General features: G+C 64.5%; 14 protein-coding genes. 9 read left to right on the top strand and 5 right to left on the bottom strand.

Features of this window, described 5'->3' with window-relative positions:
* Positions 1-54: 54 nt before the first annotated feature.
* The 3 genes from C7401_RS32395 to C7401_RS32385 form a co-directional block, all read right to left on the bottom strand.
* Complete coding sequence (locus tag C7401_RS32395; RefSeq protein ID WP_112175646.1) at positions 55-1,341, bottom strand: MFS transporter; 1,287 nt, start codon at positions 1,339-1,341, stop codon at positions 55-57.
* Between the two features lie 72 nt (positions 1,342-1,413).
* The gene (locus C7401_RS32390) at positions 1,414-2,847 is read right to left on the bottom strand and encodes an aldehyde dehydrogenase family protein (RefSeq protein WP_112175644.1); all 1,434 of its coding nucleotides are present in this window, start codon (positions 2,845-2,847) and stop codon (positions 1,414-1,416) included.
* Positions 2,848-2,878: 31 nt separating this feature from the next.
* Positions 2,879-3,778 carry a TauD/TfdA dioxygenase family protein gene (locus tag C7401_RS32385; RefSeq protein ID WP_244315116.1) on the bottom strand — a complete coding sequence of 300 codons (900 nt, stop codon included), beginning with the start codon at positions 3,776-3,778 and terminating at the stop codon, positions 2,879-2,881.
* 107 nt (positions 3,779-3,885) lie between these two features.
* On the opposite strand from C7401_RS32385, the gene C7401_RS32380 reads away from it, so the two are divergent.
* Positions 3,886-4,587: a TetR/AcrR family transcriptional regulator gene (locus C7401_RS32380; protein WP_112175640.1), complete on the top strand. Its 702-nt coding sequence runs from the start codon at positions 3,886-3,888 to the stop codon at positions 4,585-4,587.
* 157 nt (positions 4,588-4,744) lie between these two features.
* A complete protein-coding gene (locus C7401_RS32375) occupies positions 4,745-6,157 on the top strand; it encodes a DUF2252 domain-containing protein (RefSeq protein WP_112175638.1) in 1,413 nt (470 codons plus the stop codon).
* Positions 6,158-6,260: 103 nt separating this feature from the next.
* Here the strand turns inward: C7401_RS32375 and C7401_RS32370 are convergent, their stop codons facing one another.
* On the bottom strand, positions 6,261-6,725 hold the full coding sequence (locus tag C7401_RS32370) for a response regulator (protein ID WP_112175636.1): 465 nt from the start codon (positions 6,723-6,725) through the stop codon (positions 6,261-6,263).
* A 177-nt stretch (positions 6,726-6,902) separates the two neighbouring features.
* On the opposite strand from C7401_RS32370, the gene C7401_RS32365 reads away from it, so the two are divergent.
* The 3 genes from C7401_RS32365 to C7401_RS32355 all read left to right on the top strand — a co-directional run bounded on the left by C7401_RS32365 (position 6,903) and on the right by C7401_RS32355 (position 9,251).
* Entirely contained in the window at positions 6,903-7,679 is a 777-nt protein-coding gene (locus tag C7401_RS32365; RefSeq protein WP_112175634.1) for a DUF2092 domain-containing protein, read from the top strand.
* A gap of 4 nt (positions 7,680-7,683) precedes the next feature.
* The gene (locus C7401_RS32360) at positions 7,684-8,187 is read left to right on the top strand and encodes a hypothetical protein (protein ID WP_112175632.1); all 504 of its coding nucleotides are present in this window, start codon (positions 7,684-7,686) and stop codon (positions 8,185-8,187) included.
* A gap of 296 nt (positions 8,188-8,483) precedes the next feature.
* Positions 8,484-9,251: a bestrophin-like domain gene (locus C7401_RS32355; RefSeq protein ID WP_112175813.1), complete on the top strand. Its 768-nt coding sequence runs from the start codon at positions 8,484-8,486 to the stop codon at positions 9,249-9,251.
* A 47-nt stretch (positions 9,252-9,298) separates the two neighbouring features.
* On the opposite strand, the gene C7401_RS32350 is transcribed toward C7401_RS32355, so the two are convergent.
* Complete coding sequence (locus C7401_RS32350; RefSeq protein ID WP_308012644.1) at positions 9,299-10,174, bottom strand: hypothetical protein; 876 nt, start codon at positions 10,172-10,174, stop codon at positions 9,299-9,301.
* Positions 10,175-10,702: 528 nt separating this feature from the next.
* Between C7401_RS32350 and C7401_RS32345 the strand changes: the two genes are divergently transcribed.
* From C7401_RS32345 to C7401_RS32330, 4 genes are all read left to right on the top strand, one after another.
* Positions 10,703-11,113: a hypothetical protein gene (locus C7401_RS32345; RefSeq protein ID WP_112175628.1), complete on the top strand. Its 411-nt coding sequence runs from the start codon at positions 10,703-10,705 to the stop codon at positions 11,111-11,113.
* A gap of 285 nt (positions 11,114-11,398) precedes the next feature.
* Complete coding sequence (locus C7401_RS32340; protein WP_244315115.1) at positions 11,399-12,385, top strand: formylglycine-generating enzyme family protein; 987 nt, start codon at positions 11,399-11,401, stop codon at positions 12,383-12,385.
* 97 nt (positions 12,386-12,482) lie between these two features.
* Positions 12,483-13,994: an arylsulfatase gene (locus tag C7401_RS32335; protein ID WP_112175626.1), complete on the top strand. Its 1,512-nt coding sequence runs from the start codon at positions 12,483-12,485 to the stop codon at positions 13,992-13,994.
* A 124-nt stretch (positions 13,995-14,118) separates the two neighbouring features.
* Positions 14,119-14,982, top strand: a complete 864-nt coding sequence (locus tag C7401_RS32330; protein ID WP_112175624.1) for a bile acid:sodium symporter family protein — start codon at positions 14,119-14,121, stop codon at positions 14,980-14,982.
* Positions 14,983-15,009 lie beyond the last annotated feature (27 nt).

Raw genomic sequence — 15,009 nt, 5'->3', positions numbered from 1 at the left:
TTAATTCTGCGTGTATGGCACACACGGCGGAGGAAGCGGCGTGAAGCCGCCGTATCAGGCAGTCATGCGGCGCGTCAATCGCTCCAGCGAGCGCTCGGGGTTGAGCACAACGAAACCACCGAGTGCGAGCACTACGAGCAGCGCCCCGGTGAGCAGGAGGCCCTGCTCGAAGCCCACCGCCACGTTGTCGTGCGCGCCGCGAATGAGCCAGCCCACGACGGGCGGCGCGACGATGCCCGCGATCCACGCCACCGAATATTCGATCGCGAGCGCGGCGCCGCGTTGTGCGGGGGGCGCGATTTGCGCGACCATGGCGGGGCCGAGCGAATAGATGATCGGCGTGGTGGCGATGGCAAGCGCGATCAGCACGACCTTCGCGAGTGGCCCGAAATCGCAGACCGCCGTCACGACGAGCAGCACGCCGCCAACGGCGAGGCAAGCGCATACGAAAGCGCCGCGGGCAATGCGGGACGGCACGCCGCGCGTCATCATGCGTTGCGACCACGCGGAGAGCACGAGACCCACGGGCGCGCTCGCGACCAGCACGGCGGCGAACACCTGGCCCGCGCGCTGTGGCGCATACCCGAGCCCCTGATTCAGATACGCAGGCAACCACGTGAGCACGAGCGCGAGTGTCAGGAAAGCGGCAAAATGCAAGGCAATGATGCAGGCCACGGTGCGGTCGGCCAGCAGCGCGCGATAGCTGATACGTGGCGCATTGCCCTCCGTGCCCTTGCTGTCCGTAGCATTGGTTGTGTGCGCATCGAGCGGCCCTTCCCGTCCGACGACCAGCCACAGGATCGCCCAGGCAAACCCGAGCACGGCCAGCACGACGAAGTTGGTGCGCCAGCCCCATCGCACGTCGATCCAGGGTACGGCAATGCCCGCCACGACCATGCCGAGCACGGCGCCCTGCTGGAACACCGATACCGGCAGATTGCGTCGCTCATCCGGGAACCACTTGTAGCAAGCGTGAATCGCAACGGGCTGCGCCGGCCCTTCGCCCGCGCCCAGCAGCACCCGGCAGGCGATCAACGTGGCCAGCGACGAGCCGTACGCAATCGGCAGTTGCACGACGGCCCACAGCAGCGCCATGGCGAGGAGCAGCCAGCGCGTGGGCCAGCGGTTCGAGAGGAAGCCGCCCGCCACGCCAGTCACGGCGAACAGGAAGAAGAAGCTGCCGGCAAGCAGGCCATATTGCGCCGGCGAGAGGCCGAGTTCCGCCATGAGCGGCGTCGCGACGAGACCGAGCACCACCTTGTCGATGAAATTGATCGCGACGAGCAGAAACAGCATCGCCGCCATGAACCAGGCGCGTGCGGGTTGATACGTGGGTTGCATGCTTGTGTTTTCCCGAAGTGAGACGCGCGATGCTGCCGGGAACGGCAGCGTGCGTGGCGAGAGCGGCGCGGTTCAGGCGCGTTTGCCGAAATACCAGCGCAAGACCGCGCGCTGGACCGCGCGACCATAGGGCGGGTGGAACAGTTCGACCGGAAACCAGCGATGCTCGGCGAACACCGCCTTGGCATGCGAAAGCTCGCGAAAGCCCTCCTCGCCGTGGTAGTTGCCGATGCCCGACATGCCCGTGCCGCCAAAGGGCAGCGCGTGATTCATCGCGTGCCAGCCCCAGTCGTTGAGCGTCACGCCGCCGGAGTGCGTTTCGCGCATCACGCGCGCGCTTTCGCTCGCATCGGTGCCGAACCAGTACAGCGCGAGCGGGCGTTCGCCGCCGCGCACGTAGTCGAGCGCATCGTCGAATGTCACGTAATCGATCACGGGCAGCAGCGGCCCGAAAATCTCCTCGCGGGCAATGCGCATTTGCGGCCGCACGTGCGTGATGATATGCAGCGGCACCTGGCGCCCTTCCCTGCCGTACGACCCGCACACGGTCACCTTCGCGCCGAGCGCACGCGCGTCTTCGACGAGATCGTGCATGCGGCGGTGCGCGCGCGCGTCGATCATCGAGGTGTAGTGCGCGCCGTCGCCAACCCATCCTTCGAAGGCACGCGCTGCCGCTGCCGTAAATGCTTCGACCGATTCAGCCGGCACCAGTGCATAGTCGGGCGCCACGCAAATCTGGCCGGCATTCACCGTCTTGCCGTGCACGATGCGCCGCGCAGCGCGCGTGAGATCGGCCGAACGCGAGACGAGCGCCGGCGACTTGCCGCCCAGCTCCAGCGTGACGGGCGTGAGGTTGTCGGCGGCGGCGCGCATCACTTCGCGCCCCACCGCCGGCGACCCGGTAAACACGAGATGATCGAATGGCAGCGCGCAAAAACGCTTCGCGCACTGTGCGTCGCCCTCGACGACATCGACCTCATCCGTGCCGAGCGCGTCCGCAAGCAGCGCACGCAACGCGCGCGACGACGCGGGAGCATATTCCGATGTCTTGATCAGGCAGCGATTGCCCGCGGCGAGTGCGGTTGCGAGCGGCCCGAGCGCGAGATAGAACGGAAAGTTCCATGGCACGACAATCCCGACCACACCCTTAGGCTGGTACTGCACCGTCGCGCGATTGGTGCTGAACAGCAGTTCCGGCGAGCGCCGCGACGGCCGCATCCAGCGCCGCAAATGCCGCAACAGATGGTCGATGTGCAGCAGCGAGGGCAGCAGGTCGACGAGCATCGATTCGTCGGTTGCGCGCACACCGAAGTCCGCGGCGGCGGCCGCTGCGCAGTCGGCGGCATGGCGGCGCAGCGCGTCACGCAAGCGCCGCAGCGTGGCGCGCCGTTGCGTGTAGTCCGGATACGGCGCCGCGGAAAATGCCGCGCGCAGCGTCGCAAAGCGCGCGGCAACGGGATCTTCCGCACCTTTTGGCGTGCGCCATTCCTGATCGATCAGCTTCATTGGGTCTCCCAAGCTTTCCACCGTGTCGCGCTCAAACCGGCACGTCGCCAATAATCGTCGCGCGCAGCATGCTACGGCGAGCCGGGAAGTAGTCCTGAATAGCGTAGTGCTGCGTAGAACGGTTGTCCCAGAACGCGATCGTGTTGGGCCGCCACTTCAGCCGCACCTGATATTCGGGCGCGGCGGCCTGACGGTACAGGTATTGCAGCAGGTCCATTTCCGCAAGGCGGAAGTCGAAGCCGAAGCGCACTTCGTGCTTCTCGATGTAGTTCGCCAGATGGGTCGTGAATGCCTCGTTCACATACAGCACGCGCTCGCCCGTTTCCGGGTGCGTGCGCACGACCGGATGCATCGCGGGCGGAAAGGCGGCGCGGCGCGCTTCGCGCTCCTCAGGCGTCATGCGCGTGCCGAACGCGGGCAGCAGGTCGTGCACGGCAATGAGGCCATCCAGCGCAGTGCGAGTGGCCTCGGGCAGCCGCGCATACGCCTCGGCCATGTTGACCCAGATGGTGTCGCCGCCCACTTTCGGGCACTCGATACAGCGCAGCATCGAGCCCATCGAAGGCCGGGCGCGCCAGCTGACGTCCGAGTGATAGACGTTCTCGCGGCCCGGAATCTTGCTGTCGCCGCCCAGCATCACGAGTTCGGGATGCTCGGGATGATGCGGAAAGACCGGATGCACTTCCAGTTCGCCGAAGCGCCGCGCAAGCGCGACCTGCTGCGCCGCGCTGATGTCCTGGTCGCGGAACACGAGCAGCTTGTGCTTGAGCAGCGCGGCCCGCAGCGCGCCGTACTGGCCGTCGTCGAGCGGCCGCGTGAGGTCGATATCGCCGATTTCGGCGCCAATGGTCGGCGACATCGGCTCGATGCTGAACGATGCCTCGATGGCCGCCGAACCCGCCTGCGAAGGACTTTCGGTAATGGCTTGCATGACTCTCTCCATGAGTGATTCGAACCCGATCGACAAAAGATACTGACGGGTATCGTTTTAAGAGATACTATTGGGTATCATTTGGCCGGTCAACCGAGGGTTTTCCCATGCCACGTCACGTTGAAAAGCCATTGTCGGAGTCGCTGGAAAGCGGCGACGGCTTCGTCGCGCCGCGCTACCGCAGCGGCCAGCGTTCCGCCGACGCCTTGCTGGAGGCGGGCCGCGCGCTGCTCGCCGAAATCAGCTACGAGGCGCTCAGCATCAACGATCTTTGCAGCCAGGCCAACCTCACGAAGGGCGCCTTCTATCGCCGCTTCGAAAGCAAGGACGCGTTCTTTCTTGCGCTGCATCGGCTCGCGCTCGACGACGCGGCGCGCGCGCTGCAAACGATCACCACCGAAATGGACCGTCACGACAGCAGCCCGTTGAAGGCGGCCGACTACCTGCGCCTCGTGATCGACGCCGTGCGTGTCTGGCACCTCACGCACCGCGGCGTGATCCGCGCATCGCTTCAGCGCCGCGACCATACGACGGACGGGTGGCAACCCTTCAAGGAATATGGGCGCGGATTCGTCGACGAGGTCGCGACACGCCTCACGCGTCTACCCGAGCTGCGGCGCGACACGGAGGTGCCCGCGAAGCTGAGAATCGGCTTCCAGATGGCCATCGCGACGATGGTGAACGCGGCGCTGAATGACCCCGGACCCTTGCATCTCGCCGACACAGCCATGACCGACGCGCTCACGCAGATGGTCGCGCTCTATGTCGTTGGTCCCACAGCAGAAGCCGCAGCGGACGCCGTGCGCTGAGGGGCGCACGCGCGGGCTATTCTGAGCGCGCCTCCGAACGATTCGATGCTAGACTGAATTTCGCCGACTCCAGCTTCCGGGAGCCGCCTTCGCAGCGAGCCGCAGCTTCTGCGGGCTGCGCGATAACGTTTCGGATAACAAACCGTGAGGTGCGCAAATGGCGGAAATCCAGAGTCTGGAAACCCGGCAGGCGATCGGTCGCGAGGCACGCGAGCAGGCAAAGCGCTCGCTGCACGCGAAGACCGGCGACACCGAGCGCGACCCCGTGGCGCTGCTCAAGCAAAACAGCGCGGGCCGTGTCGAGTCGCTGGTTCCGCTTCGCTACGGGCGCATGGCGGTTTCGCCGTTCACCTTCTATCGCGGCAGCGCAATACTCCAGGCTCACGATCTGGCCGGAACCGTCAACACCGGCATTGTCTTTCCGATCTGCGGCGACGCTCACCTGATGAATTTCGGCGGCTTCGCCACGCCCGAGCGGCAGCTCGTCTTCGATCTCAACGACTTCGACGAAGTCGCCACCGGCCCATGGGAGTGGGACGTCAAGCGGCTCGCAGCGAGCTTCGCCATTGCGGGGCAGCACATGGGCGTCGGGCGCGGCACGATCGGCGACCTGGTCTCCACGTGCGTACTCGAATATCGCAACCGCATGCAGGAGTATTCGCGGTGCAGCACGCTGGAGCTTTGGCACGACATCGTCACCTTCGAACGCATGATCGACTCCGCCGCCAGTGAAGAAGGCAAGCGCCTGCTCATCAAGACGAAGGAGAAAGCGGCGGGCCGCACGAACGAAAGCATGCTCGCGAAAATGGCCGTCGAGGCCAACGGTCGCTGGACCATTCAGGACGCCCCGCCCGCGCTGTTTCATCCCGGCGGTCCGAATACGCTGCTCGGCAAAGAAGAAGCGTGGGCCAATACCGAGGCCTGGCAAGGCAAGCTCGCCGCGGCATTCGATGATTACCTCGGCACCCTCTCCTCCGAGCGGCGCGCGCTCATCAACGAGTTTCAGTTGCAGGACATCGCCTTCAAGGTGGTGGGTGTCGGCAGCGTGGGCACCTTCTGCCTCGTGCTGCTGTTGGTGGACGGCTACGGCAAGCCGCTGTTCCTCCAGGTGAAGGAGGCGCGTGAATCGGTCATTGCGCGCTATTTCAAGGCCGCGGGGCCGGAGCATCAGGGGCAGCGCGTGGTGACGGGCCAGCGCCTGTTGCAGGCCGCGAGCGACGCCTTTCTCGGCTGGACCACGGGTCCGGCCAAACGCCAATTCTATTTCCGGCAGTTGCGCGACATGAAGGTTTCGGCGGAAGTGGAACGCATGAGCAACGTGGTGCTCCAGGGCTATGCGCGCTTCTGCGGCTGGGCGCTCGCCCGCGCGCACGCGAAGGCCGGTGGCAAGGCGGTGGAAATTTCGGCCTATCTCGGCAACGGCGAGCGCTTCGCCGAGGCGCTGGTCGACTATGCGTTCGCCTATGCCGAGCAGAACGAAAAAGATTATGAAACGTTCATACGCGCGTGTCGCACGGGCAAGCTGGAAGCGCGCACCGACGAGGACATGGCGGCCGATTTCCGCGTGTGACGCCACGCGTTCGCTGGCGACCGCCGTGTCGCCAGTCCGGCTTCCGGCGCGGCGGGCTCATGCTCGAACGTGCGAGCCGTGGCTGTTGTTCAAAGGCCGCACTTCAATCTCCGCGTTGCATCGCCTCGTTCACCGCGCCGAGCAGCGCCGCGCCCAAAAACGGTTTGGTCAATAACGCGTGTACCCCGGAGCCCTCAACGGCCCGCCGGGTAGCGGGCTCGTCATACGCCGTGATGAACACCGCCGGCGGCCGTGGCAACTGCAACGTTCCATAAAATGCGGGACCGGAAGTGCCCGGAAGCTGCACATCGACGATCAGGCAGCGCGCCGACGACGCCCAGTCGGCGGCACCCGATTCCTCCGCACTGCGAAACGATCGCGTTTTGAATCCGGACAGGCGGAACAGGCGCTCGATGGCGCTGCGCAGACCACTGTCGTCCTCGAGAATCACGATCAGGTGGGGTTCTCCGTCCATGCGCCACCCAAAAGGTCTTTGACTGAGTGTTGACGTGACCCTTGCGATGCGGGTCATTGATGCATCGTTGTCCAGAATGCGCAGCGCAACCATAGGGACTTTGGGCAACGACGCTGCCCTTTCGGGCAATTTCGGGCAGAGCGCTTTTCTTTCGTCACGGTGGCCACTACATTAGGCACTGCGTACGCGCCATGCCTTCGTGCAACCCTTGGGGCGCGCCGCGACACTTCGACGTTATGCGACGGCTCACTCGCGCGCCGGGAGAACACGATGAAGAAAAGGGCTTTAAGCATTGCCATGCTGGCAGCTACATTGATCGCGCCGCATGTCGGCGCGCAAACCGCGTCCGCACCCGCGGCGAGCAGCGAAGCCGTTGCCGTCGACCCGGCCGCCGTCGACGCGCTGCATAAAATGGGAACCGCGCTCCAGTCGCTCAAGCGCTTCAGCGTCACCACCCAGCTAACCGGCGAGCGTGTGCTCGAAGACGGCCAGAAACTCCAGCACACGGCAACCGCCGTGCTCGACGTCGACCGGCCCAACCGCATCCGCGCGATCATGACGAGCGCGCGAAGCCATCGCGAGATCGTCTTCGACGGCAAGAACGTCACGCTTTATACGCCGGCGCAAAAGTACTACGCGACAGCGGCGTTCACCGGCAACATCCAGGCGCTGATCGATAAACTGAGCGAGCGCTACGGCGTGGAGGTCCCGCTTGCCGATCTGTTCGTCTGGGGTACGCCGCAAGCGCCGAACGATCAGTTCGAGTCCGCCATGTTCGCCGGTCAGGACTACGTGGGATACGACCTCTGCGACCACTACGCATTCCGGCAAAAGAACGTCGACTGGCAGATCTGGATCACGACCGGAGAGCAGCCGCTGCCGCGCAAGATCGTGATTACGCGCCGCGACGACGACGCTCGCCCGCAATCGGTCTCGGTCATCGACTGGACCCTTCACCCCGACTTCAAGGACACGATATTCACCTTCAAGCCGCCATCGGGCGCGAAGAAGATCGATTTCGTTCCTGTCGCCGCGAAGAAGGGGTAAGCCGATGAAAACCGCATTCAACCAGCATCGCACCGTACTCATTCCTACCCTTCTGGCCATCTGCCTCGCCGGCGCAGCACCGCTACCCGTGAGCGCGGCGGGGCGTGGTGGCGGCCACGTCGCACAACACGCCGGCGGCGGTCCGCGCGGGGGCGGTGGCGGCCCGCGTGGCGGCGGCGCGCAGGTGAACAGCGCACGCGCCGATGCACGCACGCGCAACGTGCGCAACACGAGCGTGAACAACGTCAACGTGAATCGCAATGTGAACGTCAACGCCAACGTCGACCGGCATGGCGGCGGTTGGGACGACGATTACCATCCGGTCGCAACGGCGGCCGCGGTTACCGCTGCCGTTGGCGTGACCTCGGCTGTCGTGGGGTCGATCGTGCACTCCGTGCCGTCGAATTGCGTGCCGGTCAACTACGGTGGCATGGTCTATCAGCAATGCGGTAGCACGTGGTATCAGCCCCAGGGCGCGCAATACGTGGTCGTGAACGCGCCGTACTGAGGCAGGGTGCCTGCCCGCCTCATGGACCGTTTCATCGCCAGCCGCGTTGTACGTTGTACGTGCACGGCATGGGGCAACGCAGGTTCAGGTCGAGGTACGCCGGGTCGCGCCTTCCGCTCGGCCCGGCGCACCCGCGGGTCGTTGGAGATGAGACGCGGCAACCTGTGCCATATCGGCGGTGGCAGCGTGTCCGCCTGGGGTCTCGCTTGCGGATCGATTCGAAGCACGATCTGGAGTGCGTATCTCGCAGGAGCATAAACGCCGGCGCCGGTACGCCCCACTTCATGGGAGCCGTCATGACGCAGCTTGTTCATCATCCCGCGTATCTCTTCATTACGCTGATCGTTCTTCTTTCCATTTCGGCCACGCTTGGCGCCATCGTCATGCAACGCGCCGTTCCGCTAACGGACGACGCACGCGACAACTACAACGTGGTTCAGGGCGCCACACTCACGCTGCTCGCGCTCCTGATCGGCTTTACGCTCTCGATGGCCGTGAGCCGCTACGACCAGCGCAAGAATTACGAGGAAGAAGAGGCCAACGCCATCGGCACCGAATACTTGCGCGCCGACCTGCTTGGCGCCCCGCAGTCGGCCAGGGCGAAAGCCCTGCTGGCTCAATACACCCAGTTGCGCATTGCGTTCTATAAGACCCGCAACGCGCATGAGCTTGACGTTCTCAACACCCAAACCTCGGATGTTCAAGCCCAGCTATGGGCGACCGTGCGCGAGTCCGCCGAGGCCCGGCCCACCCCGATCACGGCGCTCTCGGTGGCCGGCATGAACGATGTCATCAACACCCAGGGGTATACGCAAGCCGCGTGGCTCAACCGCATTCCCGTTTCCGCCTGGATCCTCATGATGGCCATCGCCTTCTTCAGCAACCTGATGCAGGGGTATGGCGTGCGGGGCAAGGCCGGGCGGCGCGTGTTGATCTTCGTGCTGCCCGTTACCATTTCGCTCTCGCTTTCGCTGATCGCCGATATCGACAGTCCGCGCGGCGGCCTGATTCGCGTCGTGCCGCAGAATCTCGTCAGCCTGCTGCAATCCATGCAGTCGAATTGACGCCTTGGAGAAATCGCCGGACGCGCCTCACGCGTCCCCGGCAACCCTCAGAAGCTGAGCGCGAGCCCAAGCGATGCGCCCGTAACGTCCTTGCCGAACGCATAGCGCGCGACGATCCGCAGCCGCGAAAACAGCTTCGTCACCGCGCCCGTGTCGATTTCGAGGCCCACGCCCAGCGACGTGAGCTGATTGAAGCCGAGGACGTCCGCCTGGCTCCCGAGATAGGTCGAATGCGAGAGTTCGAGCACGTACCGCAACGGCCGGTTCAACGCGAGCAAGCCGGTGGGCGCGCGCCAGCGCGCATAGAGGTTGGTCGACTGGGCATCAGCCGTGCCGCGCACGCCGCTCGATGAGCCGAAGCTCTGAAGGTAGATATTCGTGTAGCGCAACTCGAGATCGAACTCGTAGGGCTCCTGACGCGGATACCAGCCCAGCATCAGCGAGCCGCCAAGCCCGTATGCGTTGAGCGAGCCGTTCTCGATGAAAGCAACGTTCTTGTCGGTGCGGCGATTGATCAGAAACTGGGCCGCGGTCGCGTCGCTGAACACTTCGCCCAACGAAAAATTGAAGATCGGACGGATGACCAGATCCTTCTTCTCGTTGAGCGGAAAATCCCAGCCTATGCCGCCCGTTGCCGCGACGTTCGTCCAGCGCGTGGGCAACGCGCGCTGCTCCTGGCCGTCGCTGACGACGAAGGTGGGATCGTAGCGTGAACCGCCAATGGCCCCTTCCAGATAGAGCGGAAAACTCTGGCTCAACGTGAAGCCGCCGCCGAACTGGGTCATATTGAGCGAAGGGTCGCCGGTTGAGCCGTTGCGAATGCCCAGTGAACTGGCCGAGAGGTCTGGCGTCACGGTAAAGCTCAGCAACGCGAGCACGCCGTTGGCGCGCTTCTGCACATCGGGACCGGTGAAGGTCGGCAAGGATGGCGCGCTCTGCGCATGCGTCGTCGCCGTAAAGAAACAGACGCCGCTCAAAGCAACGGCGATTCCGGCGCTCAGGGTGGCGCGCAGGCGAGCACGTCGATCGCCGGCATGCCGAAAGTCGCGTCCCGACTTCGCAGACATGGTGGTCCTCACCCCAGAACACATCAACGGGAACTGACTGCCGTGCCGCCGCGGCGTGCGGACAAGCGAAATGAATTGCGGCATGGCCCTTGTGGATTCGAACTGGCCATTGGCGCCCGCGCCGTCAATCCGCCCGTTGCGCCGCCAACGTTCCTTGCATCGAAAGCACGGGCGGCGAAAGCACCATCCGCGAGTTTCGTCGAAGCGGCTGCGCCATGCCATAGGGGCACGGGGCAATCGCGTTGCCCGAAGGGGCAGCGCGGCTGCCCCAACTCCCGATGGCCACACTTGCGTCACGCTGGAACAATACGAGAGGGGTGATGTGCCCTGGAAGACTGAAGACCGCTTCGACGCTACGGCGCTCTTCGGGTTACGGGAACGGCCATGTCCTACCACCGCCTCGCCGAACGCATCAAACGAGCGCTGCGCGTTGCCGCTATCGGCGCCCTCCTGCCGGTTTGCAGCGCGTTGCCGGCCTGGTCAGCCGACCCCGGCTTCACGCGCGGTGTGCGGATCGAGGGGCTCGATCAGAACGACCTCGATGCGCTGGACAGCACGGTGCGGGCCGTGCTGAACACGAGAAACGACGGCGAATCGAGCCAGTGGACCAAAACCGTCCCTGGCGGACAGGCCGCGGTCAACGCGACACTGACGCCCGAAGGTACGTCGATCAAGCATCACAGGACCTGCCGATTCGTCGTTGTCGCCGTGCATGCGGCAAGCCAGTCGGTCACCTTGCGCCCCCAATACTGCAAGGCCGGTGACGGTTCGTGGAGCCTGCAAGATCCGGGGTGAAGCGCGGCCCTCATCCGTGGGATTGCGCGCCGCCACACTCTGGCGGTTTGCATACTTCGATCTTCGCCCCGGCTTTTTGTCACGCGCTTGCCATGTACAGGCCCCGGATTGCCCTTTAGGGCAATAGCGTTGCCCCTTGTCCCAATAGCGCAAGCACAGCACCGCTCCGATACTGACCATTGCTACGTTGCTCGTGAGGCACGCGGCGAACGGGCGGACACGCAAAGCACCCGTCCCGCCGTGGCCCGTCGTTTCCGCCGACACAGTCCAACGCCCTGCCCGATCATGCTCAATCCCGCATCTGAAGCGCTCAACGACACGTGTGACGCTGCCTCGCTGGCCGGGCCGCCAGGCATGGTCCGCATTCCTGGCGGCACCTTCGTCATGGGCTCGAATCACCACTACCCCGAGGAAGCGCCCGCGCACAAGGTGCGCATTGCGGGCTTCTGGATGGACAGCCGCGCGGTGACGAACGCCGACTTCAAGCGCTTCGTCGACGCCACCGGCTACGTGACGTCCGCCGAGCGTCCGGCGAACCCCGAGGACTATCCGGGCGCGCAGCCCGAGCTGCTGGAACCCTCCTCGGTGATGTTCGCCAAACCGCCGCATCGCGTGGACTTGCGCAATCACTACAACTGGTGGGTCTACACGCGCGGCGCGAACTGGCGGCATCCGCGCGGCCCGGCCAGTTCGCTCGAAGGGCTCTGGGACCATCCCGTGGTCCACGTCGCTTACGAGGACGCCGCCGCCTACGCGCACTGGGCAGGCAAGGACTTGCCCACCGAAGCCGAATGGGAATTCGCGGCGCGCGGCGGACTCGACGGCGCGGAATTCGTGTGGGGCGACGAGTTCGCCCCGCAAGGCAAGCCAATGGCCAACACGTGGCAAGGCGAATTTCCGTGGCAGAACCTGCTCGAGGACGGTTATGAATGGACCGCGCCCGTCGGCTCGTTTCCGCCCAACGGCTACGGACTCTACGAGATGGCCGGCAACGTGTGGGAGTGGACCAGCGACTGGTACCAGGACCACGGCAAGATCGTGAAGGCCTGCTGCACGCTCGACAATCCGCGCGGCGGGTCCGTCGAGGCGAGCGTCGACCCGCGCACGCCGCAAGTCAAGATCGCGCGCAAGGTGATGAAGGGCGGCTCGTACCTGTGCGCACCGAATTACTGCCGGCGTTACCGGCCCGCCGCCAGAATGGCGCAGCCTGTCGATACGTCCACCTGCCACGTGGGCTTTCGTTGCGTAGTCCGCGATAACGCTTCCGCTTGAGTCCGACAGGACAAGCGACCTCACGCAGCCCCGTCGACGACGGGGTCCGGAGAAGACTCGCTACCGTCTGCGGTAGCGCTACACAAAGGAGTGTTCCATGGCGGGCAAGAAGAAACCCAACTTCCTGATTCTCTGGGGCGACGACATCGGTCAATCCAATCTCAGCATCTTCACGAAAGGATTGATGGGGTACCGCACCCCCAACATCGACAGCATCGGCGAAGCCGGCGCGGTGTTCACCGACTACTACGGCGAACAAAGCTGCACGGCCGGCCGCGCGTCGTTCATCACGGGACAGTGCGGGCTGCGCACGGGGCTGACCAAGGTCGGCCTGCCAGGTGCGCCGCTCGGCATGCGCGCCGAGGATCCGAACATTCCCGAACTGCTCAAGGACCTCGGCTATACCACCGGACAGTTCGGCAAGAACCACTTCGGCGACCGCGACGAGCATCTGCCGACGATGCACGGCTTCGACGAATTCTTCGGCAACCTCTATCACCTGAACGCCGAAGAAGAACCCGAACTGGCCGATTATCCCGACGCCAAGGAGTTTCCCGACTTCCGCAAGAAGTACGGTCCGCGCGGCGTGCTGCACTGCTGGTCCGACGGCAAGGGCGGCCAGAAGATCGACAATACCGGGCCGCTGACCAAAAAACGGATGGAAACCATCGACACCGAATTTCTCGCGGCCGCGAAGGAATTCATCCAGAAAGCGCACAAGGAAGACAAGCCCTTCTTCCTCTGGTTCAACACCTCGCACATGCACTTCCGCACGCATATCGAGGACCGCATTCGCGGCCAGGCAGGTCGTTGGCAGTCCGAATATCACGACTGCATGGTCGAGCACGACAAGCATATCGGCGAGATGCTCGCGTTGCTCGACGAACTGGGCATTGAGAACGACACGATGGTCATGTACAGCACCGACAACGGTCCGCACATGAACTCGTGGCCCGACGCGGGCATGACGCCGTTCCGCAACGAGAAGAACTCGAACTGGGAAGGCGCGTACCGTGTGCCTTGCCTCGTGCGCTGGCCGGGCGTGATCGAGCCGGGCACCGTGTGCAACGAGATCGTGAGCCACCTCGACTGGCTGCCCACCATCGTGGAGGCAGCAGGCAATCCGGACGTCAAGGAAGAACTGAAGAAGGGCTTCAAGGCCAACGGCAAGGACTTCAAGGTCCATCTCGACGGCTTCAGCCTCTTGCCCTATTTCACCGGCAAAGCGAAGAAGCCGGAGCGCAAGGGCTTCTTCTATTTCACCGACGACGGCGACCTCGCGTGCCTGCGCTTCGACAACTGGAAGGTCGTGTTCATGGAGCAGCGCACGGCCGGCACATTGAGGATATGGGCCGAGCCGCTCGTGACCCTGCGCGTGCCGAAGATTTTCAACTTGCGCACCGACCCCTACGAGCGCGCCGACATCACGTCCAACACCTACTACGACTGGCTGCTCGATCACGTCTTCATTCTCGTGCCCGCGCAGGCGGGCGTGGCCGAATTCCTGCAAACGTTCAAGGAATTCCCGCCGCGCCAGAAAGCCGCCAGCTTCGGCGTGGACCAGGTGATCGAGAAGATGATGGACGCGGCCGGCGGCGGCCATCGCTAAGCGCCCCGGCGGCGCATGGTAACGGCACTCGGACGGCGTTCATACGGACGCCGCCCGAGGCTCGCGCCATTGCCACGTACTGCAAAGTATTGTTCAGGCACTCCCACGACTTGCCAGGATATCCATGGACGCGAAGGACCTGATTCTGCTCGCGCTCAAGTGCGCCATCGCGGCGACCGTATTCACCTACGGCCTTCAGGCAACGCGTGACGACCTGCTCTATATCGCGCACCGGCCCGGCCTCCTCCTGCGCTCGCTCATCGCCATGCTGGCAATCATGCCGCTGCTCGTGGTCGGCTGCGTGTACTACCTCGCGTTGCCGCAACCCACGGCGGTTGTGCTCACCGCGCTCGCCATCTCGCCGGTGCCGCCACTGTTGCCGAAGAAGCACAAGAAGGCGGGCGGCGTCGCGCCCTTTGGTCTGGGTCTGCTCGTGGTGCTCGCGCTGGTGTCGATCGTCACCGTGCCGCTTTCGGTGGCGCTTTTCAACTGGCTTTTCGCGCAGCCGCTGGCGGTCGGGCCGCTTTCGATCATGAAAACCGTGCTGACCATGATCCTCGTCCCCCTTGCGGCGGGCATGCTGGTCTCGAAGTTCGTGCCGCAAGTTGCGCGGCATCTGCTCACACCTGTACGACGGCTGGCCACGCTGCTGCTGTTCGCGAGCATTCTCGTGCTGCTGGCCGGCACCTGGCGCGGCATCTTTTCGGCCACCGGCCATTGGACGGTCGTAGCCATCGTCGCCTTCATACTCGCGGGTCTCGCTGTGGGGCACTTGCTCGGCGGCCCCGAACCCGAGCACGCGTCGGTTCTCGCGCTCTCCACGGCCTCGCGGCATCCGGCCATCGCGCTCGCCATCTCGGCAGCCAACTATCCCGGCGAGCAGTTCGCGCCCACACTCGTGCTCTATCTGGTGCTCTGCACGCTGCTGGCCATTCCTTACGTGAAGTGGCAACGCAGCCGTGCGGCTCTCTCCTCCGGCACGCCTTGAAGGTCACGCCATGCCCACTCCTCGCGA

This window comes from Paraburkholderia unamae, assembly GCF_003268775.1.
GTDB lineage: Bacteria > Pseudomonadota > Gammaproteobacteria > Burkholderiales > Burkholderiaceae > Paraburkholderia > Paraburkholderia unamae.
This window is presented reverse-complemented; position numbering and strand designations above follow the sequence as displayed.